Source organism: Chryseobacterium foetidum, assembly GCF_025457425.1.
GTDB lineage: Bacteria > Bacteroidota > Bacteroidia > Flavobacteriales > Weeksellaceae > Chryseobacterium > Chryseobacterium foetidum.
In genome coordinates this window covers 3,556,946-3,579,374 of record NZ_JAMXIA010000001.1, presented here as the reverse complement: position 1 = coordinate 3,579,374, position 22,429 = coordinate 3,556,946, and the positions used below count along the sequence as shown (strand labels likewise).

Sequence of the window (22,429 nt, the reverse complement as noted above, 5' to 3'; positions counted from 1 at the left end):
TTCGGAATGACAAACGTTGTGTGTATTTTTTAACTCACGCAGATCAGGCAGATTTAGCAGATTAAATCTGTGGAATCTGTGGAATCTGTGCGACATTCCCGCTTGGCTCTTTTAATTTTGGCTTTGGCTCTTCATATTGTACAACGCCGAGATTCCTGCGGAATGACAAACTTTGTGCGACATTCTTACTTGGCTCCTTTTACTTATTACCTGGCTCTTTCTAATAAGTTTTCGTCATATCTTCCGGAATAACCAGATTGAAATCTGTTGGGATATAATCTTTCGCAGGAACTTTTAATTCAGGGTCTTCTGATTCGAAGACTGAGATTACGGCCATTTTTAGGTTTGGGTTTTTCTGTTTGATGTACCAGTAAATGCCGCCATATTCTTTGCTGTGGTAATTGCCGTTGTAGTGGATGAATGTTTTTCCGGACTGGAAATTTTTTAAAATTGATTCAGCCATGGTTGCGTCTTTGATGGCTTGGGCTGAGACGAAATTCATCACTTTCATTTCGTCGGCATGATCGCCCATCATTTTTTTCATTTCTGGATAACCGGGAGTTTCCAAAGTAACTTTTATCGGAAGCTGAGCGATATAGGTTTTCTCTTTTGCTGATAATCTGTTTAGCGATTCGAGACCTTCCTTTGAGGTTTGGGAAGCGTATTTTCTTGGAACATTGGTGGCGATGAATTTCAGTTTTTTGTCTTTCGCAAAATCTACCAAAGGTTTGTAATCTGTGGCATAATTATTCCACAATCTTGCGGAGTCTTTCAATGTTTTAGCATCAAATTTTCCGTTTAAATATTGATCTAACTGAATTTGATTGTCTCTTTCAAACATTTCCGCGCCTAAAATCAGCTGTCCGTTTTTCTTTTCAAATAAGGCTTCGGTAATTTTGAGCTGAAGCCAGTGGTTGATGGAATTGTTGTGGTTTTCGCCAAAGAAAACGACGTCGTATTCAGCTAATTCTTTAATCAGCTTTTCGGTTTTTATTTCTTTTCCTTTTTTGTCGTAGAATTGGTAGGGTTTGAAGTTTTGCGCGGATACCGAACAAAAAACAACCAACAGCAGTATTGAGAAAATGTTTTTCATTGTTAATTTTTTAACAGCAGAAGCTTTTTACAAATATCATACAATTGAGCTAAACATAAAAATTTTAAACACATGAGTCACATTAGATTTTAGATAATGATTGAGAATATTTTAGATCACATTAGATAAAATCAAAGATTTTCAAAAATGAATGATTGAACTTTTTTCATATTATTTGCTCGTAAAAATCTTTGATTTTTAAACTGATGTGATCTGAAATATCCTCAATATTTAAAACTAAATACTAATGTGACTATGTGTTAAAAGAATTTTGTTTAAGATAAAAAAGGCCGCCCTGCAAAAACAAGACGACCCTATCAATTAATCTAACTTTTTAGTTTTCTAAGCCTGCTACAAGGTCTTTCCACTCCTGCAGTTCAGGGATTCCCGGTTTTCTTTTTCCGAAGAACTGTACGATGAAGTCTCCTTCTTTATTGAATACTTCGATTGCGGTAACTTCACCATCTTCTGTTGGTTTTTTTACAATCCAGGCTTCAGCGATTTTAGTTACATCAAGGTGTAAATTGAAATCAGGATCCATTACGTTGAACCATTGCTGGTGCCACATTGTTTTCTTCACTTCACCGGTGTGGATCTGTATAATTCCTCTGTTCCCAACGAAAATCATGATGGGTAAGCTCTTTTCAGAAGCTTCTTCCAATACATTTACCACTTTTGAATTGTCGATTTTCCTGGCATAACCTTCAGGAGCAAGTCTCAAAGCCTGAGTTCTTGAAACACCAAATTTTCTGGTCATCATAAAGAAATCGTGGGTATCTTTTAATTCTGTCCATGACTTTTGGAAACCTTCCACATCAATTTCAGAATCAGCTTTTTCTTCTGCTTTTGGAGCAACAGTTTCAAATTCCAAAGCTGCACTTTGATCTTCAGCTTTAAATTTCTCAACGATTGTATCGAAAGCTTGAGCATTGCTGTCTTTCGTTAAATAGATTTTGTGCAGAGCCAAACCGTCTTTTCCGAAAAACTGAAGACTTTTTCTGTCGCCTTCCACTACTCCGAAAGCAGATCTCCAGTGATTCTGGAAAATTCTCAAGTCGATATCTTCATTCACGAAAAGCTGCGCGTGCGGGCTGCTGAAATCTCCGTTTTTGTAAACGCCTTTTCTTTCGTGAACGCATTCGTCGTTTCTCGTTAAAGCCATTACTTTTCCTAACTGCTCAACTTCGGTTAAGATGTTTGCAAATTCAGGTTTTAGGACGGTAACGCCTTCTCCAACGTTGGTTGCCAACAATTCAACTTCGCTTACGCCTAACTGATCTGCTGCATTTCTTATTCTTAAATGTGGGTTTTCAGCTTTCAGAGCTTCCCATTTTTCTTTTAATTCGTTAACTAAAGTGCTCATTTATTTATTTTTTGATTGTTAAAACTGTGTATAATCTTGTGACGGTTTCTCCGCCTGCTTTACTTTTTACCTGCTCTTCTTTTTCTGAAATTTTCATTCTTTTGAAATGACTTTTAGAAACCGTTTCTTCCATTTCATCGGAGTTGTAGAGTTTAAAATCATACTGTGTGAAAGGCAGAGTTTCCATAAAATCACGCTGCCCGAAAGTAAGAACGAAGGTTCCGCTGTCTTTTAAAATTCTATAAATTTCATTTAGATATTCTACAGGATTTTCCCAGAAATAAACCGTATTTACTGTAAATATTTTATCGAAAGTCTGATCTTCGAAAGGTAATTTCGTTCCTTCATACAAAACAAATTCTGCCTGATTTTTAAATTCAGTATTTAATCTTTGGGCTTCATTGTGCATGGTTTGGGAAATATCGATTCCTGTATATTTTAAATCTTTGGCTAAATTTAAAATGCTTTTGACATGGGCAGCATTGCCGTGTCCGATTTCGAGAATGCTTTCGCCATCTTCAATCAAAAGCGTTTGTATACTTTCAACCGTCATTCCGATGTTGGTGGCATTCATCATTTCGGCAACTTTCAAACCGGTTTCGCCCTCAGGATTGGCGAGATTCTGTGCTAATATTTTTAAATCTTTTTCTTCCATATTATCCAAAAATAATCATTGGGTTGCTGGTGATTGGATGGTCGCAAATCGTACAGGGAAAATTGTACGCTTCACTGATATTTTCTGCTGTGAACACTTCTTCCGGTGTTCCGTAAGCTGCTACTTCTCCGGATTTCATCAGTAAAATCTTGTCTGCGTATTGAGCCGCTAAATTTAAATCGTGAAGAACTACTACTGCCGAATTTTCATTCTGAGTGAAATTTTTAATGATTTCCAGAGCCTTGTATTGGTGTTTTACATCCAGATTATTCAAAGGTTCATCCAGAAAAAGAAGCTTTTGGGTGATTTCATTTTGCAACTGAGCCAAAACTCTCGACAAATGAACACGCTGTTTTTCGCCGCCGGACAAAGTGTTGTATTCTCTGTCTTTTAAATGATAAACGTCGGTCTGATGCATCATTTGGTCTGTTGCCTGAAGATCTTCCTCTTTCGGCTGGGCATCAAAATAGGGATAACGCCCCATCATCACTACATCTTTCACTTCCAGAGGAATGTCGTTTGAATTGTGCTGGGAAAATTTAGCTTTATGTTTAGAAAGTTCTGTAATTTTCCAGTCGGTGATGTTTTTATCTTTAAATAAAATCTGTTGTGCACTCTTCACTTCATTTGCCAAAACACTCAGAAGGCTTGATTTTCCGGCTCCGTTGGGTCCGACGATGGCTAAAAATTCGCCAAAGCCCAAAGACACATCCACATTATTGAGAATATGAAATTCTTTGTGTTTATAACTGATCTGCTGTGCCTTAATCATTAGATTGACTTTTTAAATTTCATTAAAATGGCGATGAAAATAGGTGCACCCATCATTGCAGTAAGAATTCCGATCGGCAATTCAGATGGTTCCACGATACTTCTGCTAAGAGTGTCTGCCGTGAGCAACAAAATACTTCCGAAAACAGATGACAAAGGCATTATAAATCCGTAATTTGATTTAAATATAAGTCTCAGGATATAAGGTACAATCAAGCCAACAAACCCTATGGTTCCTGAAAAAGCAACACATGTTCCCACCATTAATGAAACGATGATAACAATCTGCTTTTTTAATCTTTCAACATTGATTCCCAAATGCTGTGCATCTCTTTCGCCCAGCATCATTGCGTTGAGCGCCTTTCCTTTCGGAAGAAGGATGCTGAATGAAAATAAAAGTACTGTAGTCAGAATTGCATTTTTAGTCCATGTGGCGCCGGCGAGGCTTCCCATGTTCCAGAATGTTAAATCTCTTAGCTGATCGTCTTTTGAAATATAAATAAGAAAACCAACAATGGAAAATCCGATGGCAGAAATAGCGACACCACTGAGGAGCATCATCACTACATTGGTTTTGCCTCCGGTGGTGGAAATCCTGTACACCAAAAGCATGGCGAGCAGTGAACCGATGAAAGCCGAAATTCCGACGAGCGAAAACTGTACTGCTTCAGGAAGATAGTCTTTGAAATATCCTCCTAAAACAATTGTGATGGCTGCCATTAAAGTTGCTCCCGCCGTAAGTCCGATTAAATCTCCTGTTGCCAGTGGATTTCTGAATAATCCCTGCAGACTTGTTCCTGAAACCGAAAGCATACTTCCGATAAGAATTGCCATAACAATTCTCGCTGCCCGAACGTCCCAGACTACATATTTATCGCTCAGTGACACGGTGGAATCTCCGGTGATGACTTTTCCCAAAACTTCAAAAGCAGATTTCCCTCCGAAATCATAAACTCCTGTGCCGAGAGACCATACTGCTATCAAGGCAAGCAGTATGGTACTTAGTGTGATGTAAAAATATAGTTTACTTTGCGTTTTCAATCAGAAGTTTGTTTAATGAAACTGCAGCCTCTCCCAGTCTTGGTCCGAAACCTGAAATCAGGCCTCCATCCATAGCAATTACTTTTTTGTTTTTTCCGGCATTGGTTTGCGCAACTCCCGGAGCTTTCAAAACACCCTCAATTCCACCAGAGCTTTCCAGTCCGCTTGAGAATAGGAACAATATGTCAGGATTTGCTTTTACTACAGCTTCCGGAGTCAATGGTTTGAAATCTTCAAAATCATTCACGGCGTTTTCACCGCCTGCAATACCGATCAGTGCTGCCATCGGTGTATTTCTACCTGAAACCATCATCATATTTCCTCTTGCGTAGATGAAAAGAACTTTTGGTTTTTTAGTCAGCGTCTGAACCTGAGCTAAATCTGAATCGATTTTATCATTTAATTTCTGATAATCATTATTTCCGATGGCTTTTGCCACGTCAGCGATTAATTTTTTGGTTCCTTCCACAGAATATTCCTGCTTGAAAGTTTCAGTTTTGATTCCTGAAGACTTTATTTTCCCCATTAAATCAGGGTTGATGTCTTTGTCTGATGCTAAGATCAAAGTTGGAGAAACAGCCATGATTGGCTCAATTGTAATTGATCTCACGTGACCTAAATTTTCAGCAGAAGTTTTTAAACCTTCCGGATAAGTGCTGGTAACATCAGTTGCAACGATTTCTTTTTCATGCCCTAAAGCGGCAACAATTTCTGTAATTCCACCGTTTAGGGTTACAATTTTATGGTTGGTTTTTGGCGCTTCTGCTTTTGCTTCGGTATTGTTTTCAGTTGATTTTGTATCTTCTTTTTTGCAAGAATAGACTGCAATGAGCATGGATGCTGCTACTATGAATTTTTTCATTTTTATTTTAATTTATTATTGTTCAATTATGTTAACGCCTCCGCTTCCTAAATCGTTTTTATATATTACAAAGGTTTGTATTCAAATGAAGGGAAACCTCTTTCGCCGGCAAGACCCTGTGCATCTGCTTTTTCTTTTGTAAGTCTTGTAAATCTGAGTTTAAAATAATATCCGTCTGAATCTTTAATCACGTAAAAACGGTCTCCAAAAATTTCAGGACCCGTAGCGGTGCCTCTCCAGTTTGAACCAATAATTCTGTGATCGTTAAAGATAAATTTAGACTGATCAATATCTGAAGCTTTAAAGCTGTTGTAAGCATCTACACCTGTTGCCGGAGCTGCTACCGTAACTTCGTAAGCACCAACATTTCCTACATTATTGTTATTAACAAAATCTGCGTAGGCATAGCTGCCGGCTCCCGGTATCATATTGGTAAATACTGAAAAGCACAGATCCCACTTCTTTTTTTCAGGCTGAATAAGGACCTCTTTATTATTTTTAAGACTTACAAAACTGTAATTGTAAGCAGTATTTTTTGCCACTGTAAGCTCTTTGTGATTTGTTGCACCAAGCTCAGCATATTTAATCTTATATCCTTCTCCTGATCTGGTTACCTGAATTTTCATCCAACCTCTGGCATCACCGCTATATGTAACGGCGCCCAATGCTACGGGACCATTATAAACATCTTTCCCTAAATTAAGGAGATAGATTCCGTTGTCTGCATCCATAGATTTCACTTCTCCGATGGCAGTATAACCTGAAGGAAAATCACCTTTTACATCATCAATATATACTTCGTTAGCAGGATTAAAATTGGCTACCTGAACCTGAGTCTGCAGAGACAGAACACTTGCAGGAGTTACAGCATCAATATTGGTTGCATTAGGAATTTTAGCTGCTGCCATCATGATGGATGAATTTAAAACTACTTTGAACTGGCTGCCGGAATAAAATGCAAGATCCCAATCTGTTCTTTTGGTAGAGACAAATTTATTTTCACTTAAATCAAACCAAACCTGATTGGGTTGGGTGGCACCGCCTACGCTTACATTCACTAAATCTCCGTCAATTGGTGCTACAGCAACAATATCTTCGTTGTCATTGATGCAAGACTGAGAAACTGTGAGAGTTCCCATTAATAATCCAAAAAGTATTTTTTTCATTTTCGATATTTTAAAAGTTATAATTTAATCTGGCAAAGTAGCTTCTGCCATAGAAAAGGTTCTGGTTTCCTGCTGCTGCACTGTGCGCATCACTCTGTATAATTGAGTTTCTCAGACTGCTGACATCAAATATATTTTTGATACCGGCTGCAATTTCAAAATGATTGTTAAAGAATGGCTGGGAAACCGTAAAGTTTAACATACTGAAACTTCCAACTTCACCGAGTATAAATTTTGGCGGTGCCGAAAGATCGATATTTGATTCCTGAACAAACTGTTTTCTTGATCCTGTATATTTATAATAAAGAGCAAACAGAGTATTTGTTTTAGGAAGCGTATAATTAGCAGCTAAATTGGCTTCTGCATAAAAATTGTAATCGTCTGGTGAGGTGATATTTCCTGCTGTTAACTCCTGAGAAATCCCCATAAAAGAAACGCCTGCATTCAGAGAGAAATTATTGCGTTTTGCAGTAAATCCGCCCCCGAAAATCATTGAACTGTATTTGTTGATATTCAGAAAAGTAAAACGCAGTGGGCTGTTGCTGATAACTACATTTTCAATTCTGTCCTGTACATCCAGATACATCCCGGAAAGGCTTACATCGAAATTCCAGGCATTAGAATTTTTAGTTTTATAGTCCCAAAATAACCCTACAGAATATCCTGTTTCGGGTTTTAAATTTTCATTTCCTCTGATGTCGTGATTGGCATCAACTACATAGGTGTATAATTCTTCGTAGGTAGGAAATCTGTTAGAAGATCCAAAAACAGCGCGGAGATCAGACTTTTCTGAAGTGCTGTATCTGGCAGTTAATGAATAGTTTTGCTGAGAATCGAATCTGTCGCTCAACGCCAAACGGAATCCCGGTCTTAAAGAGAAATCGTCTGAAACTTTCCATTCAGCAGAAATAAAATTAGCGTAGCTGAATACAGATCTGTTAACATTATTTATTTCCTGAGGATTGTAGGCTACTGTAGAACCCGTTGCATAACCACTCGTTCTGTCGAGCTCGTATCCCAACTGAAAATTGAATTTTTCACTGTCTAAGAAATTACTGAATAACCCACGGGAATACAGCACCTTAGAGTCATAATACATGCTTTTACTGTCTCTTGTTATCTCTGTACGGTTAGGAACATCGTATTTATAATTCTGGCTTTCTCTTTCCTGAGTCTGATAAGAAAAATCTCCCATATAATTGATTCTACCCAGTTTTGTCTGAACATTCAACTGGTGAATCCATCTTTTGGTGAAATAATCTGTGTCGTCTGAAGTGTAGGTTTTATTACCTCCGCCCAGAGAAAATTCATTTACAATCTGATTTCGGAAGTTGATATTTTCTCTTAAATAGTTGACCTTATAAAATAATGTAGTATTGTTTTTAGAATATCTTACCGCTCCATTTGTAGTTAAAAGATCTTTGGGAAGCCATTCGTAGCCACGGTTTCCGTCGTTTGCAGGGCTGAAATATTTATATCCGTTAAATCTTCCTTTATAACCCTGAAAATCGTTGTGATTGATATCGGCAGTTACCGTCCAGTTGGCATTGATTTTATATCCTAAGTTTAAAGACTGAATATGTCTTCCGTTTCCTTTCTTAAACCAGTCGTAATCTTTCCCAACAGTTTCTTCCTGAAGTGAAAGGTTTACATTAACTTTTTTACTGTAGTTTTTCTTTGTAATAATATTGATAACGCCCGTTACAGCGTTATTTCCGTACTCAACGCCCATTGCACCTTTCACCACCTCGATACGCTCGATATTGTTGACGTTGATTTTGCTTAAATCCATTTGATTTCCACTGCCCCTGTCTGTAACCACCGGGATATTATCGATCAGAATTTTGGTGTAAGCACCTCCCAATCCCATGATATTGGCCTGTGAACTTCCGTCGCCTGCATCTGGAACAATCTGAATGTTCAGGTTTTGGTTCAGAACTTCCGCAGCTGTGGTAACCGCCATATTTTTAATCATCTCAGCATCAATTACTTCAACCTTGTAAATTGATTTATTGATCGACTGCTGCATATATTGTCCGGTAATTACTACCTCACTTATATTTTTTTGATTTGCAGAATCTTTCTCTTGAGCATAGATGCTCGTAATCGCTGATAATGCCAAAATCGACAGTACTCTCTTCTTCATGTGGAAAAAAAATTTTGACAAATATAATGGTTTATTTAGAACAGATAAAAATAAATAGCAGATTTTATGGTATGACATTTTCCCGGTTGGCGGATTGTAATAAAATTCCCATGTCAATAATCAGTGATTAAAAATCAAATAAAACCCTTTATTCATAGTACTTACAAAGCAGACTACTATTGATTCTTTATGAGTCATAAACGTAGATTTAACATAAAAACAAGACAAATATCATCTTTTTATTTAGAATGTTTAAAAATAAATATTTACTTTTGTAGAATAATTCTAAATAATAACAATGTTATGAAAGTAAAATTACTTTTTGGAGCTTTAATGTTCACAGCAATTTCAGCAAATGCACAGTTGGCAACTCTTAATGAAGATTTTGAATCAGCGGTGGTTTCTACACCAGCGAACTATGACAATATGGTGAGCGGATGGGTTGCTAAAAAAAATGTAGACAGAAACGTCTATGTTGATCAGGCTACAGGAAATAAATATCTTCAAATGTATGCGGGAGGATCTTTGACGGCAGATATCTTTGCAATAACACCTCAAATTGTTGCACCGGATGGAACTAAACAGTTTACTTTTACTGCAACTCCTACAGGTGGTATGACATTGGAGGTAGGTCTGGTAGACAATCCTTCTAACCTTGCCGCTAATACTGCCGTACCGGCTTCTTATCAAATGATTCAGTCATTTACTTTTTCCGGAACTGCTCCTGTAACTGTAGCTCCGTTTACAATTCCTCAGTCTTCAAATCAATACATCGTTTTCAGATTCCGCAATCCGGCTCCTACTTTCCCAGGTTCTTCTCACGCGGCTTTAGCCATAGATAATGTGAAATATAACAGTGCAGCTGTCTTGGCAACTTCAGATCTTACAAAATCAAACAACGATATTAAATTTGCTGTAAATGCAGAAAACACAGCTTTACAGTTTGTAGGAAAAGAATCTCCAAAATCTGTAGAAATCTATTCTGCCGGCGGACTTAAAGTTGCTGCAGGAACTGTAGATTACAACAGATTCAGCATCAGCACACTTCAAACAGGAGTTTATTACATCCTTATCGAAACTAAGGACGGTAAAACTCAGAAATCGAAGTTTATCAAAAAATAATACTTTCTATTTTTTCTAATAAAAAGGCAGTCTCAGAATTTCTGAAACTGCCTTTTGTTTTTGAGCGGGGTGTTGGATGATTGATGATTGATGATTGATGATTAGCAAAATTAATTTATCAAAACAATTTTCTCCTATCTTTTCTTTGATTTTTTTCCTTTTTACCTGATTCTTTTTACTTTTGCCCTGGCTCTTTTTCAATTTTGCTTTGGCTCTTTCAACCTGGCTCTTTTTACTTTTGCCCTGGCCCTTGCAATCTGGCTCTTTAATAAATCTTAAACCCTTTATAAACCTGTGCGGATTCTTCAGATATTTTAGAAGCATGCTTTCTAAATTCCAGAAGATGATCTGTCCCGTTGTGATGATTGTGGTGCTGAACCGTTTCCCACAACTCGACGAGGAAAAAAGTTCCTTTGTTTTCGTTATCTTCGATCAGGTCATACTGAAGACATCCCTCCTCTTTTCTGGTTTCTTTTACAAGGTTTTGAAATAATTCTACAGCTTCCATCAGATGATTCTCTTTGAATCTGAACAGCGCAACAATATGTAAATTCATGTGTTATTTTTAGGCTGTTAAAGTAGATTAATTTTGATTTTTATTTGAATTCAATTTTGCTAAATTTTTCACAAAAAACACCTCTCTTATCTCAAATCACTTTTAAAATAAAATTCCATACAAAATCCCGAAACACGCATCCCGTATCACTTATCCCGAAACTAAAAAACCGATTTAAAAATAGTAATCGAGCTCATCACAATAACCAAAGTTCCGATAATAATAAACATATTTTTCACAGGAAGTTTTGAGGTGAGCATTGCGGAAAATGGCGCTGTGATAATTCCTCCAATTAAAAGTCCTAAAATAATATTCCAATGCTGAATTCCTAAAGTAAAAAAAAACGTTACAGCTGCGGTAATTGTTAAAATAAATTTAGCAACCGTTGAACTTCCCACAGCAAATCTTGGGGTGAAAGAATTTTTAATTAAAGTACCCGTCACCAAAGGTCCCCATCCTCCACCTGCAAAAGAATCGATGAAACCACCGATGACGCCCAGTCTAGTTAAGTTGGTTTTCTTTTTTAAAGATTTATTTTGCTTAGGCTTAAAAGCATTTGAGAAAATTTTGAAACCTAAATACAAAGTGTAAAAAGCAATAACTGTTTTGGTAATTTTTGAATAATACTCACCTAAATATGTCAGACTTAAAGCACCAAGAACAGCCCCAATGATGGCAGGAATGGCCAGTTTTTTCACTAAACTTTTACTTACATTTTTAAGTTTAATATGACTGATACTTCCCGCGGCAGTTGTAAAACTTTCCGCAGAATGAATGCTTGCACTCACAATATGAGGTGGAATTCCCAAGAACATCAGTGTCGTTGTACAAATCACGCCGTAGCCCATTCCCATTGAGCCCGCAACAACTTCAGCAAAAACTCCTACCAAAAGCATCCAGTAAAATATATAATTGTCTTTCGCCAAAACAATTTGAAGTTCATCCAAATATCCTAAACTGTAAAGTGTAAAAAACGCAACAATTAAAACTGCAATTGTCACCAAAAGCAAATTAATTCTAAACTGGATTTTCGGAGTAATCACCATATAATGTGTTAAAATAAAATTACAAAATCATCATCGCGCCAACGGTCGAATTGCTCGTTTCATCAATCAGAATCGCATTTCCGGTTGCTTTACTGTCTTTAAAACTGTCAAAAACCAAGGGGGGTGATGCAGTTTTTAATCTTACTTTCACAACTTCATTCAGCTTAATACTTTCAGTGATTGGTGTCTGTTCTAAAGTATTGACATCAATTTTATAGTCGATTTCTTTGATGATGGCTTTTAGCGTTTTGCTTTTATGCTGAATGAAATATTTGTTACCTTCGTTCAGTTCTTTTTTATCGAGCCAGCAGACAATGGCTTCAACCTCATTTTCAACTTTCGGCTGCTGATTGGTTTTCACTAAAAAATCACCACGACTTATATCAATATCGTCTTCAATATGAATCACCGCAGGTTGATTGGTAAAAACAAAATCGGTTTCTTTTCCTCCGGTTTCAATTTTTGAAATTTTAGTCTGAATATTTTGTGGAAGAACTGTAATCTCATCACCTTTCCTATAAATTCCCGAAATCACTTCTCCTGCATAACCTCTGTAATCATGCAATTCATCCGTTTGCGGACGAATCACATACTGCACCTGAAATCTGGGATTTTCATTAGCCTGATTTTCATGAATTTCAACATTTTCAAGAAAGTTCAAAAGAGGTTCGCCTCTGTACCAATCTGTTTTTTCAGATTTTGAAACAATATTATCTCCATGAAAAGCTGAAATCGGAAAATAACTGACGTTTTCAAGCTTCAGTTTCTTGGCAACTAAATCGTATTGTGCTTTGATGTCATTATAAATTTCTTCAGAATAATCTACCAAATCCATTTTATTGATGGCAACCACAACATTTTTCATTTTTAATAACGAAGCGATAATCGAATGTCTTCTTGTCTGCTCAATCACGCCTTGCCTTGCATCAATCAGAATCACAATCAGTTGTGAATTTGAAGCTCCTGTAATCATATTTCGGGTGTACTGAATATGTCCAGGCGCATCAGCAATAATGAATTTCCTTTTCGGCGTCGAAAAATACCGGTAAGCGACATCAATCGTGATTCCCTGCTCTCTTTCGGCTCTCAGACCGTCGGTGAGAATGGCGAGATCAATTCCGTTTTCATTTTTATTTTTGGACTGCTTTTCCAATGCTTCAAGCTGGTCAATCAGTATATTTTTGCTGTCGTAGAGCAGTCTGCCAATCAACGTACTTTTGCCGTCGTCTACACTTCCTGCGGTGATAAATTTTAGTATGTCCACGTGTTTGTTTTATGAGTAATTAGTAATGGGTAATGAGTAATTAGGTTAAGGTTGAGGCTAAGGTTAAGGTTAAGAGTGAAAACAAATTTGATTTTAACATTAATTTTAAAACTTCGCTTTATAAACTTCCAGCTTCCCTCACCCAGCTTCCAGCTTAAAAATATCCTCCTTTTTTCCTGTCTTCCATCGCGGCCTCTGTTGCTTTGTCGTCGATTCGGGTTTCGCCACGTTCGGAGATTCTGGACGCGGTAATTTCACCTAATACATCATCCAAAGTTTCTGCTGAACTTTCAACGGCGGCAGTACAGGTCATATCTCCAACAGTTCTGTAACGGACTTTTTTGTTTTTAATCTGATCATTTTCATCAATCTGAATAAAATCTGAAACCGCAATTAATTGTCCGTCATATTCAATTACATCACGATCATGAGCAAAGTAAATGGATGGCAACTGAATATTTTCTTTTTTAATATAATTCCAGACATCCAGTTCAGTCCAGTTTGAAATTGGGAAAACTCTTACGTTTTCGCCTTTGTTGATTCTTCCGTTGTAGATATTCCACAATTCCGGGCGCTGTAACTTTGGATCCCATTGCCCGAACTCATCACGAACAGAAAAAAATCTTTCTTTTGCTCTTGCTTTTTCCTCATCTCTCCTTGCTCCGCCAATACACGCATCGAACTGAAATTCTTCAATCGTATCTAATAAAGTATGCGTCTGCAACCAGTTTCTTGATGCAAATTTTCCTTTTGGTTCGGTTAAATTTTTAGCTTTAATCGTGTCTTCAACTTTTCTTACAATCAGTTCAGCTCCCAGACTTTCAGCAAAATAATCTCTGAACTGCAATGCTTCCGGAAAATTGTGTCCGGTATCAATATGTACGAGAGGAAAAGGAATTTTCATCGGAGCAAAAGCTTTTTTCGCCAGATGAACCAGTGTAATCGAATCTTTTCCGCCACTGAAAAGCAAAGCAGGTTTTTCAAACTGAGCCGCAATTTCACGCATTATGTAGATGCTTTCGGCTTCCAGTTGTTCGAGATAATTTAGTTTATAGTCGCTCATTATTATTTGAAAGATTAAATTTGAATTAATTTGAATGCAGACCGCATTCTTTTTGTGAAGTTTCCCACCACCATCGTCCTGCTCTTGGGTTTTCGCCTTCTTCGATGGCTCTGGTGCAAGGCTGACAGCCAACGCTGATAAAGCCTTTTTTATGTAAAGACAATTCCTGAACATTATTTTGTTTTAAATAATCTAAAACATCCTGATAAGTCCAGTTGATTAAAGGGTTGTATTTGTATAAATTTCTCTCCTCATCCCACTCCAGAATCGGCATATTTTCACGGTTTTCAGATTGTTCGGCACGAAGTCCGGTAATCCAGACTTTAGCGTTTTCGAGAGCACGGTTGAGTGGTTTTACTTTTCGGATAAAACAACATTCTTTTCTGTTTTCTATGGAATGATAAAAAGCGTTGATTCCTTTTTCAACAACATATTTTTCTACATCTGCTGATTCAGGAAAATAAACTTCTGTAGTTTTCTTATAACGTGAATTATTTTTTGAAAGTAAATCGTAGTGCTCATAAAAAAGCCTTCCCGTATCTAACGTGAAAACTTTAATCGGCAAATCATTCCTAAAAACAGCGTCGGTAATGACCTGATCTTCCTGACCAAGTGAAGTTGAGAAAACAATTCCTTCTGAAATTTTAGACGAAATAAATTCTAATCCGTCTTCTAAAGTGAGCTGCTGTAAGGTGTTTATATCTTCTTTTGAAAACATTTTTTCTGTTTGATACCAGCAAATATCCAACAAAAATATTATCCTACCAAATAAGTAGACTTTTAAAATTAAATAAAAGCCATATTAATCTTTCAAATCTAATAATGTTTTTTCTTCCAAAATTTTCAGTGAAGCGTCTCTTACTTCAATCAAAACATCGTGTAAACTGCAGTGATCTTCGTTGCAGTCGGCACATTTTTCATAAAAATTCAGACTTACACAGGGAAGCATCGCAATTGGACCATTGACAAGCCTTATAATTTTTGCAAGACTTACATTCTGAGGATTTTCTTTGAAAAGATAGCCGCCGCCTTTTCCTTTTTTACTGTCGAGGATGTCTGCTTTTTTCAGTTCGAGGAGAATATTTTCAAGAAATTTCAATGGAATTTTCTTGTGATCTGCAATTTCTGAAATAAGAATTGGGCCTTCATTTCTCTTTTCCACGAGATATGAAAGTGCCTTAAAAGCATATTGAGATTTTTTTGACAGCATTACAGCAAAAATAGGAAAAAAAGTTGGATGTTAGGAGATGGAAGGTTGAAGATGGAAGCACGAAGCATAAGGGAGCTTAGATTAATCCTATTAATTTTATTTACAATTATTTTCACTCCCAGCTTCCCTCTTCCCTCTTCCAGCAAAAATATTATCTTTGTCTCATGTTCAGTAAAGAAGAAGCACAGCAATTAAAGAAAGAATTTTGGACGGCATTCGGGAAATCTTTTCCGAGAAAATGGATTTTGTACAATACCAAAATCAAGGATTTTTCGTTTAAATTTTTCGCCGACAAGAAAAAAGCCGAGGTTTCTCTGGATATCGAGATGAAGGATGAAGTTTTTCGCGATGCTTATTACAACAAAATCTGGTCGCTGGAAGACATTCTGAAAGATTTTATCGGTGATTTTCAAAAAGAAGAATTCTACACTCTGGAAAACGGAAAAGTCATCAGCAGAATCTGGGTAGAAAAAGAAGGAGTTTCTGTTTTTAACAAAAATACATGGCGAGAAGCTTTTGAATTCTTTGTTGAAAAAATGGATGGTTTTGAAAGGTTTTATTATGAATATGAGGATTTTATAAAGGATGTTTAAAAATATCAATGTCTTTTGAATAATCTTTGAGATTTTTCATTGCAAATAATTATCTTTAGAAAAACAAAACTAATTACTAAAATAATATTATGCGAAAAATTAAACTGCTCTTAATTTTACTTCCGTTTTTCGGATTTTCACAAAATAAAATCGGTGCGGAAGAAAAAGTGACAGAAGGGATCAAACTGCATGACGAGGAAAAATATGATGAAGCGTTAAAAAAGTATGATGAAGCGTTGATTCTGGACAAGAATAACTTACTTGCCCTTACGGAAAAATCCATGACTCTTGAAGCTACAAAAAACTACGATGAAGCTATAAAAATCTGTCAGTTCATCATCGCTAATTTTAAAAATGAAGATAACAAAATCGTTTATCTGAACTATGGAAACAGTCTGGATCATTCTAAAAGACCTTTGGAAGCTTTGAAAATATATGATGAAGGATTAAAAAAATATCCGGATTTTTACCAACTCCATTTTAATAAAGGTATCACTTTAGTGAATAACAAACAGATTGATAAATCATTAGAATCTTTCCAAAGATCGCTTCAGCTTAATCCTGATCATCCCGGAACTCTGAATGCATTAGCCGTACTAAATGAAAATAACAGAGCAATATCTATGTTATGCTCCCTACGATATTTAAGCGTTGACAATAAATCTCAGCGTGCTGCCGGACAATTAGAATTTTTGCAAAATCAAATTAAAAAAGGTGTTGATCAAAAAAGTGACAAAAGCGTTTCTGTATCAATAGATGCTAAAACATTAGAAAAGTCTGAAAAAAATAAAAAAACTCCCGACGATTTTTCGGTTGTTGAACTTATCTTACCTCTTGCTGTAGCGCTTGATTATGATGAAAAAAATATAGACAAAACCGACTGTCAAAAATTACAGTATAAAATAGACACAATCACATCTGTACTGCAAGAATCTCAAAAAGGAAAAAAAGGTTTCTACAGAGAATTTCTCGCACCTTATTTTATTGAAATGAAAGAGAAGAAATTGGTAGAAGCGTTTGCTTACATTATTTCTTATCCGACGCAGAGTGATGATGTTTTGAAATATCATCAGGAAAACAGTAAAGAAATTGAGAGATTTTATGCCTGGTCTGAGAACTATCAATGGAAGTAGTCTTGACCTAAATTTAAGCTGATATTCTAAATCGTACATCCAAGACAAAACCTTCAAATCTTATGAAATGATTTTGCATTTCATAGTATTTCTCAATTTTTTCATATGATATCGTTGGGAATTCTAAAGAAGCGAAAATCAGTCTGTTTGAGACTGTCGGAACTTCGATATAATTTTTCTTGAGAGAGTGATTTTAAAATGTATTTGTTTTATATTTGATTGTAATTACTAGATTTTAAAGAATATTGATGAAATAAATTACAAAACTATCATTCACCGCAATGCTGTCAATCAGTTTAAGTACTTATGCTCAAACCATGTATTATAAAATAAATGGCGATAAACCTGTTGACAAAACCAGTTACTTAAAGCGGAAAGCAACTACTTCAAAAAGTGGAAAATTGGAAGAACTCCTTCTGAAAACAGAAAAGAAGAAAGATTCAGTGATTCAATATATCAGATTGACCACTATATCTACCACTCCCGACGGTTTTGATCCTTATGGAGAAACAAAGAAGTACATTGGAACAAGATTTCAGATTGAGAAATTTTTAAATAAAAACCAGAAAAATTTCGACAAAAATTTTCTTTCCGGAAAACCTACTTTTATTAATTTTTGGTTTACAAAATGTCCGCCGTGCATTGAAGAAATCCCTTTACTAAATGAGTTAAAAGCAAAATTCGAAGATAAAGCAAATTTTATTACGATCACTTTCAATGATGATAAAACAATTGAGGAATTTATGAAGAATCAACCTTTTAATTTTCAACATATCCCAAATTCGAAAAAACAAATTGATGAATTGAAAATCTCGGCGTTTCCCACAAATCTTATTTTAGATAAAAACGGAATTGTAAAATTTGTTTACGGGGAGATAACTTATGACGTGAAGGATATTGAAATGATTTTTGAAGGTTTGATTGAAAATTAAAAAAAATCACACACAACAGATTTGATTGTTATATTTAATCTGATAAATGATCAATACGAAATGAAAAAATCACGATTGTTCTGCTTTCTATCCTTGGTATAGGACTTGCCACGGCACAATCAAAGAAAATCAAGGAGCAAAAAGAATTTGTAGAAACCTACCGAGTTGAAACAGGGAATGTGAAAAATGTTAACATTCAACTTTTACAAAACAAGTATTATCTGGAAACCAAAAACATGATTTTGGAACAACAAAACAGCCTTAGCAAAGATCAACTTAATGAGCTTATAATTTACAATCAGGATAAATTTTACAAAGCACGAAAAAATGATTTTTGGAGGCGTAATATGACTGGTGAAGATTCAATGTTAGCATCCTAAACAAAAAAGAGAAACCCGCAAGTTTCTCTTTTTCAATATCATTTATCCAAATTTCTTCTTTCTCAGCCAGAAGAATAATCCTCCCAAAAGACCGATGATGGCTAATGGAAGCAGCAAATTCAGCCACTGCCATTTTGCTTTTTCTTCGGTGATTCGGTATCTGTCGAGAAGGCGTTCTTCGATGTTACGGTTTCGTAATTCTATTAAATTGCTGTCGTCTAAAAGATAGTCGAGGGCATTTCTCAGGAACTGCTCGTTTCCAAACTGCTCATCTGTTAATCTGTCAATTCCGAGAGGTAAAGGCTGACCTTTTACAATTTTGTTTCTTGCTAAATCTCCGTCTGCAATCACGATCATCTTGTTTTCCGGACTTTCAGATTTAAAGTTGGGATAGCCTTTTCTTTCAATTCTTGAAGCGTATGCAGAATTGAATTTTCCTTCCAGAGCCACTGCAAAGATCTTCGGTGTGCTTGGTCTTTCCATCTGCCCGAGGCTGTCGACACTCGCGATTTCCTTCAATTCAACATAGTTTGGAACCTGTTTCAGTAAAGTTCTCTCGCTGGATTCAAATAGAACCTTTGTTTTAAACTTTTTTCCACCCAAAGTATCAATCGATGTCGGAAATTCAAATTTTACCGGATTGATATTTTTTGTAATCGGATGATTGTTTTCTGCAATTCCCAAAGGAAAATAAGGCCACGGAAGACTGCTGAACTGTGGGTTTCCGTTAATTTCTCCCGTAACAATTTTCAGCAATGCATACTTTTTAACATCCTTTACCAAAGCCGGATTGATTCTCAGTCCGTAATTGAAGAAGAAGTCGGTCATATTGATATCGACTGGGAAAGGCATTAGTTTTTTAGATCTCGTCAGCGTATCCATTTCCGCATTGACGGCATCAATCATCCATAACGTTTTTCCGCCGTTCATAATGTATTGATCGAGGATCAGTTTTTCACCATCGGTAAAGGCTTTTCGTGGTTTTGCAATCACTAAAGCATTCATCTGTTTCAGCATCGGCAGATCTTCCAGTGAAAGTTCTTTTGTGTTTTTCGGAATCACCGGTCCTGCCTGATAATTTTCATTGGCAATCTGCATGAAACTTTCAAATTCAGACGGACTCAGCTCGTCCTGATTAACCAAAACACCAATTTTCTTTCTCTCATCCGTAGCAACAGCTTTGATGTTGGAAGCCAGATTATATTCAAGATTTTCAATTGATTTTCTGAGCTGATCCTGCGCATTGATATTGTTTTGCTGAACAATTAACGGAATTGAAATTCCTCTTCCCTGATACTTTACAACGGCATAAGGATACACTTCAATCTGCGTAATCTTCCCTTCTTTTTCGTCCGGAAGAATAGATTTTTGCATTCCCATCGCCATCAGGGTGTCTTCAGGAATTCTGTTTTTAATCGGATCTGTAAACCTGAAATCTATATTTGAATTGATCTTTCTGAACTCTTCCAGCATAAATTTGGTTTCATTCTGAAGCTGTTTGAAACTTGCCGGAAAATCTCCTTCAAGGTAAACCTCAACCATTACAGGCTTTTTGATGGATTCCAAAACTTTAACGGTGCTGTCTGAAAGCGTGTATCTTTTTTCTTTGGTAAGGTCTAATCTGATGCCTGAAAAAGCAAGTACGATAACCAACGGCAGAATTATAAAAATTAAAATTCCAAGAGGCGATTTAAAATCTATCTTCTTCATGTTCTACTTCTTTTTGGTGATAAAATAATTAGACAAAAACAACGTAATTCCGATAATGAAAATAAAGTAAGCAACATCTTTAAAGTCGATCAAACCTCTTGTAAATCCTAAAAAGTGCTGGTAGAAGCCTACATTCTGAAGGATAAAATCTGCACCTCCTAAAAGTTTATAGCTAGCCAACTGTTCGATTCCGAAATACATAATGAAAGACATAAAAACGCCCAGTAAATAAGCCATAATCTGGTTCTGGGAAATGGATGAGGCCAAAATCCCGACTCCTGCGAAAGCTGCGATCAATATGATTAAACCCAAATAACTTCCCATCGTCATTCCCATATCGATATTACCGATAGGCACGCCTAAAACATAGACTGTATAAAGGTAAATGAGTGAAGGAATTAAACATAAAATCCCGACAACCCAAACCGAAAGAAATTTTCCTGTAATTAAATCTGATATTTTCAGCGGTTGTGAGAAAAGCCAGTTTAATGTTCCGGTTTGTTGTTCTTCAGCAAAAGTCTTCATCGACAATGCCGGAATAATAAACATTAAAAGCCACGGCACCAAAACGAAATAGCTCTGCAGTGAAGCAGAACCAATGTCGAAAATATTGGAATCATTCTCGAAGAAAAACAGAAACAGCGTCGTTATCAGACTAAAAGCAGCGATGATAATCCACGCGCTCCAGTTCCCGAAATAACTCCAAAGTTCTTTTTTTAAAATTGCAAACATAAATTAATTTGATATTTGAGGTTTGAGGTTTGAGATTTAAAATTTCGTGCTCAAATTCAGTTTTTTTATTTTGATAGAAATTACCAATTTCCATGTGTTTCACCCTTTTTCAAATTCAACCATTTCATGGTTGTGTTCGATTCGGATTACCGCACCATGGGTTTGCACCCACGGCTACTAACATTAAACCACTTCGTGGTTTCCAAAAATGCTTTTAAATTTAAAATTATAAACATTTCTAATTGTAAATAATAATCTAAAAAAGCAATTCCCCTGGCTCTTTTTACTTGTTACCTGGCTCTTTTTACTTTTTACTTGGCTCTTTTACTTCTATTCACCAACTTCACCGTCATCATAATCAAAAATACAAGAACGAAAAATCCGAAGATTAATTGCCACCAGTATTCAATTGCCATCGATTTTAAAATAACTGTAAATACGACTAAGAAAAGAATAAAAGTAGCAATCTCATTGGCCTGTCTCAGTTTTATATTGGCCGTTTCTAGGGTATTCCCGTTGAGTTCTTTCAGTTTTAAAACTTTTTTCCAGCACCAGAAATGATAAACTGCCAATCCGACAAGGAATGTTAATTTCAAATGAAACCACGGCGTTTTCATCAAGTTGAAATTCAAAAAGATCATAACTAAACCGCAGACAGTCATGATAACACCAGCCGGAACCGTGATGATATTCCAGAGTCTTCGCGCCATAAAAGTATATTGCTCTCTGAGAATATTTTTTTTAGGCTCATCAAACGCATCGGTATCTTTATAGTAGACAAAAATTCTCACGAGGTAAAAAATCCCCGCAAAATAACTGACCATAAAGATAATATGCAACGCTTTGATGATGGTGTACAGCATCTTAAAATTTTATGGGCAAAGATAAGTTATTTCAGAAAAAAAGCGAATTTAATCTGAAATCTTTAGGATAAATAATGCTGGTTGAAAGATTTTTCAGGTTATCGAATTTTTATATGATGATTACGACATAGCCTTTTTCAATTTTATTTATTACATCAGTGTTACCAAGAGGGATGACGATGAAAATTACTTTTGAGCAAACCTAATTTTATATTTTGGAACGATAAACTTTTTAATCTCTTTCCAGGAAAATGAAATTTTACATTTACGATTGCCTGAACTAAAAAATTTTGATCAACATTGAAAACAAATGTGATTCCCGACACATTTCCACTTGTATCTATTTCAAAAAAATATTGAGATAAGTCTGTGGAACTACATATCACATCATCTTGAACCTTTAATTTTTTGTAGCAAAAATTTAAAAGCTTTTTAGAATTGATAAATAATCGACTACCAATATTTACAGAATTTTCGGTATCAAACAGATAGTACTTTTCGTCTTCCCAAGAGGAGCCGTAAGATTGAATTCCAATAGAAATATTAGTCAAGTTGTTTTTGCTACAAATGATGGTATACCTTTCAAAACCAAATTGAGACTCTTTTAAAGCTTCATTAGCAATCAGTTTTCTAAGAGTATCCTTTTTTGCATTTAATCTTTTTTCAGGGTCTTCAAATAATAATCCATCTAAAACCGGAAACGTATTTTGCACAGCTTTATATAGCCT

Annotated in this window: 22 protein-coding genes; 4 read left to right on the top strand and 18 right to left on the bottom strand. The window is 36.0% G+C overall.

What is annotated here, in order from left to right; translation table 11 throughout:
- Window positions 1-220 precede the first annotated feature (220 nt).
- From NG809_RS16540 to NG809_RS16505, 8 genes are all read right to left on the bottom strand, one after another.
- The gene (locus tag NG809_RS16540) at window positions 221-1,093 is read right to left on the bottom strand and encodes a ChaN family lipoprotein (RefSeq protein ID WP_262152375.1); all 873 of its coding nucleotides are present in this window, start codon (window positions 1,091-1,093) and stop codon (window positions 221-223) included.
- A gap of 334 nt (window positions 1,094-1,427) precedes the next feature.
- On the bottom strand, window positions 1,428-2,456 hold the full coding sequence (locus tag NG809_RS16535) for a hemin-degrading factor (RefSeq protein WP_262152374.1): 1,029 nt from the start codon (window positions 2,454-2,456) through the stop codon (window positions 1,428-1,430).
- 4 nt (window positions 2,457-2,460) lie between these two features.
- Window positions 2,461-3,111, bottom strand: coding sequence for a class I SAM-dependent methyltransferase (locus NG809_RS16530; protein WP_262152373.1), 651 nt, complete (start codon window positions 3,109-3,111; stop codon window positions 2,461-2,463).
- Between the two features lies 1 nt (window position 3,112).
- Window positions 3,113-3,883, bottom strand: coding sequence for a heme ABC transporter ATP-binding protein (locus NG809_RS16525; RefSeq protein WP_262152372.1), 771 nt, complete (start codon window positions 3,881-3,883; stop codon window positions 3,113-3,115).
- A complete protein-coding gene (locus NG809_RS16520; protein WP_262152371.1) occupies window positions 3,883-4,923 on the bottom strand; it encodes a FecCD family ABC transporter permease in 1,041 nt (346 codons plus the stop codon). The genes NG809_RS16525 and NG809_RS16520 overlap by 1 nt, the downstream gene beginning before the upstream one ends.
- Window positions 4,907-5,785, bottom strand: coding sequence for a heme/hemin ABC transporter substrate-binding protein (locus NG809_RS16515; protein ID WP_262152370.1), 879 nt, complete (start codon window positions 5,783-5,785; stop codon window positions 4,907-4,909). The genes NG809_RS16520 and NG809_RS16515 overlap by 17 nt, the downstream gene beginning before the upstream one ends.
- Before the next feature lie 65 nt (window positions 5,786-5,850).
- Window positions 5,851-6,951, bottom strand: a complete 1,101-nt coding sequence (locus NG809_RS16510; protein ID WP_262152369.1) for an HmuY family protein — start codon at window positions 6,949-6,951, stop codon at window positions 5,851-5,853.
- 10 nt (window positions 6,952-6,961) lie between these two features.
- On the bottom strand, window positions 6,962-9,097 hold the full coding sequence (locus tag NG809_RS16505; protein WP_262152368.1) for a TonB-dependent receptor plug domain-containing protein: 2,136 nt from the start codon (window positions 9,095-9,097) through the stop codon (window positions 6,962-6,964).
- Between the two features lie 303 nt (window positions 9,098-9,400).
- Here NG809_RS16505 and NG809_RS16500 point away from each other — a divergent pair, with 303 nt between their 5' ends.
- Window positions 9,401-10,219, top strand: a complete 819-nt coding sequence (locus NG809_RS16500) for a T9SS type A sorting domain-containing protein (protein ID WP_262152367.1) — start codon at window positions 9,401-9,403, stop codon at window positions 10,217-10,219.
- Window positions 10,220-10,484: 265 nt separating this feature from the next.
- Here the strand turns inward: NG809_RS16500 and NG809_RS16495 are convergent, their stop codons facing one another.
- The 6 genes from NG809_RS16495 to NG809_RS16470 form a co-directional block, all read right to left on the bottom strand.
- On the bottom strand, window positions 10,485-10,775 hold the full coding sequence (locus NG809_RS16495; protein ID WP_262152366.1) for a putative quinol monooxygenase: 291 nt from the start codon (window positions 10,773-10,775) through the stop codon (window positions 10,485-10,487).
- Window positions 10,776-10,936: 161 nt separating this feature from the next.
- Complete coding sequence (locus NG809_RS16490; RefSeq protein ID WP_262152365.1) at window positions 10,937-11,821, bottom strand: sulfite exporter TauE/SafE family protein; 885 nt, start codon at window positions 11,819-11,821, stop codon at window positions 10,937-10,939.
- Window positions 11,822-11,840: 19 nt separating this feature from the next.
- Window positions 11,841-13,085: a sulfate adenylyltransferase subunit 1 gene (locus NG809_RS16485; RefSeq protein ID WP_262152364.1), complete on the bottom strand. Its 1,245-nt coding sequence runs from the start codon at window positions 13,083-13,085 to the stop codon at window positions 11,841-11,843.
- A 154-nt stretch (window positions 13,086-13,239) separates the two neighbouring features.
- Window positions 13,240-14,148 carry a sulfate adenylyltransferase subunit CysD gene (gene cysD, locus NG809_RS16480; RefSeq protein WP_262152363.1) on the bottom strand — a complete coding sequence of 303 codons (909 nt, stop codon included), beginning with the start codon at window positions 14,146-14,148 and terminating at the stop codon, window positions 13,240-13,242.
- Window positions 14,149-14,173: 25 nt separating this feature from the next.
- Entirely contained in the window at window positions 14,174-14,866 is a 693-nt protein-coding gene (locus NG809_RS16475) for a phosphoadenylyl-sulfate reductase (RefSeq protein WP_262152362.1), read from the bottom strand.
- An 84-nt stretch (window positions 14,867-14,950) separates the two neighbouring features.
- Window positions 14,951-15,358, bottom strand: coding sequence for an RrF2 family transcriptional regulator (locus tag NG809_RS16470; RefSeq protein ID WP_056031138.1), 408 nt, complete (start codon window positions 15,356-15,358; stop codon window positions 14,951-14,953).
- A 164-nt stretch (window positions 15,359-15,522) separates the two neighbouring features.
- Between NG809_RS16470 and NG809_RS16465 the strand changes: the two genes are divergently transcribed.
- The 3 genes from NG809_RS16465 (at window position 15,523) to NG809_RS16455 (ending at window position 18,016) form a co-directional block, all read left to right on the top strand.
- The gene (locus NG809_RS16465; RefSeq protein WP_262152361.1) at window positions 15,523-15,951 is read left to right on the top strand and encodes a DUF4268 domain-containing protein; all 429 of its coding nucleotides are present in this window, start codon (window positions 15,523-15,525) and stop codon (window positions 15,949-15,951) included.
- Between the two features lie 89 nt (window positions 15,952-16,040).
- Window positions 16,041-17,084: a tetratricopeptide repeat protein gene (locus NG809_RS16460; protein WP_262152360.1), complete on the top strand. Its 1,044-nt coding sequence runs from the start codon at window positions 16,041-16,043 to the stop codon at window positions 17,082-17,084.
- 281 nt (window positions 17,085-17,365) lie between these two features.
- Window positions 17,366-18,016: a TlpA family protein disulfide reductase gene (locus NG809_RS16455; protein ID WP_262152359.1), complete on the top strand. Its 651-nt coding sequence runs from the start codon at window positions 17,366-17,368 to the stop codon at window positions 18,014-18,016.
- A gap of 422 nt (window positions 18,017-18,438) precedes the next feature.
- On the opposite strand, the gene gldG is transcribed toward NG809_RS16455, so the two are convergent.
- The 4 genes from gldG to NG809_RS16435 form a co-directional block, all read right to left on the bottom strand.
- The gene (gene gldG, locus NG809_RS16450) at window positions 18,439-20,106 is read right to left on the bottom strand and encodes a gliding motility-associated ABC transporter substrate-binding protein GldG (RefSeq protein WP_262152358.1); all 1,668 of its coding nucleotides are present in this window, start codon (window positions 20,104-20,106) and stop codon (window positions 18,439-18,441) included.
- A 3-nt stretch (window positions 20,107-20,109) separates the two neighbouring features.
- A complete protein-coding gene (locus NG809_RS16445; RefSeq protein ID WP_262152357.1) occupies window positions 20,110-20,838 on the bottom strand; it encodes an ABC transporter permease in 729 nt (242 codons plus the stop codon).
- Between the two features lie 311 nt (window positions 20,839-21,149).
- The gene (locus NG809_RS16440; RefSeq protein ID WP_262152356.1) at window positions 21,150-21,701 is read right to left on the bottom strand and encodes a CopD family protein; all 552 of its coding nucleotides are present in this window, start codon (window positions 21,699-21,701) and stop codon (window positions 21,150-21,152) included.
- A gap of 161 nt (window positions 21,702-21,862) precedes the next feature.
- A complete protein-coding gene (locus NG809_RS16435) occupies window positions 21,863-22,414 on the bottom strand; it encodes a hypothetical protein (RefSeq protein WP_262152355.1) in 552 nt (183 codons plus the stop codon).
- Window positions 22,415-22,429 lie beyond the last annotated feature (15 nt).

Coding starts and splice junctions, on each gene's coding strand:
- NG809_RS16445 (WP_262152357.1), bottom strand. CDS start 20,838: ATGTTTGCAATTTTAAAAAAAGAACTTTGGAGTTATTTCGGGAACTGG.
- NG809_RS16470 (WP_056031138.1), bottom strand. CDS start 15,358: ATGCTGTCAAAAAAATCTCAATATGCTTTTAAGGCACTTTCATATCTC.
- NG809_RS16495 (WP_262152366.1), bottom strand. CDS start 10,775: ATGAATTTACATATTGTTGCGCTGTTCAGATTCAAAGAGAATCATCTG.
- NG809_RS16515 (WP_262152370.1), bottom strand. CDS start 5,785: ATGAAAAAATTCATAGTAGCAGCATCCATGCTCATTGCAGTCTATTCT.
- NG809_RS16475 (WP_262152362.1), bottom strand. CDS start 14,866: ATGTTTTCAAAAGAAGATATAAACACCTTACAGCAGCTCACTTTAGAA.
- cysD (WP_262152363.1), bottom strand. CDS start 14,148: ATGAGCGACTATAAACTAAATTATCTCGAACAACTGGAAGCCGAAAGC.
- NG809_RS16465 (WP_262152361.1), top strand. CDS start 15,523: ATGTTCAGTAAAGAAGAAGCACAGCAATTAAAGAAAGAATTTTGGACG.
- gldG (WP_262152358.1), bottom strand. CDS start 20,106: ATGAAGAAGATAGATTTTAAATCGCCTCTTGGAATTTTAATTTTTATA.
- NG809_RS16455 (WP_262152359.1), top strand. CDS start 17,366: ATGCTGTCAATCAGTTTAAGTACTTATGCTCAAACCATGTATTATAAA.
- NG809_RS16530 (WP_262152373.1), bottom strand. CDS start 3,111: ATGGAAGAAAAAGATTTAAAAATATTAGCACAGAATCTCGCCAATCCT.
- NG809_RS16490 (WP_262152365.1), bottom strand. CDS start 11,821: ATGGTGATTACTCCGAAAATCCAGTTTAGAATTAATTTGCTTTTGGTG.
- NG809_RS16500 (WP_262152367.1), top strand. CDS start 9,401: ATGAAAGTAAAATTACTTTTTGGAGCTTTAATGTTCACAGCAATTTCA.
- NG809_RS16525 (WP_262152372.1), bottom strand. CDS start 3,883: ATGATTAAGGCACAGCAGATCAGTTATAAACACAAAGAATTTCATATT.
- NG809_RS16505 (WP_262152368.1), bottom strand. CDS start 9,097: ATGAAGAAGAGAGTACTGTCGATTTTGGCATTATCAGCGATTACGAGC.
- NG809_RS16510 (WP_262152369.1), bottom strand. CDS start 6,951: ATGAAAAAAATACTTTTTGGATTATTAATGGGAACTCTCACAGTTTCT.
- NG809_RS16440 (WP_262152356.1), bottom strand. CDS start 21,701: ATGCTGTACACCATCATCAAAGCGTTGCATATTATCTTTATGGTCAGT.
- NG809_RS16540 (WP_262152375.1), bottom strand. CDS start 1,093: ATGAAAAACATTTTCTCAATACTGCTGTTGGTTGTTTTTTGTTCGGTA.
- NG809_RS16535 (WP_262152374.1), bottom strand. CDS start 2,456: ATGAGCACTTTAGTTAACGAATTAAAAGAAAAATGGGAAGCTCTGAAA.
- NG809_RS16460 (WP_262152360.1), top strand. CDS start 16,041: ATGCGAAAAATTAAACTGCTCTTAATTTTACTTCCGTTTTTCGGATTT.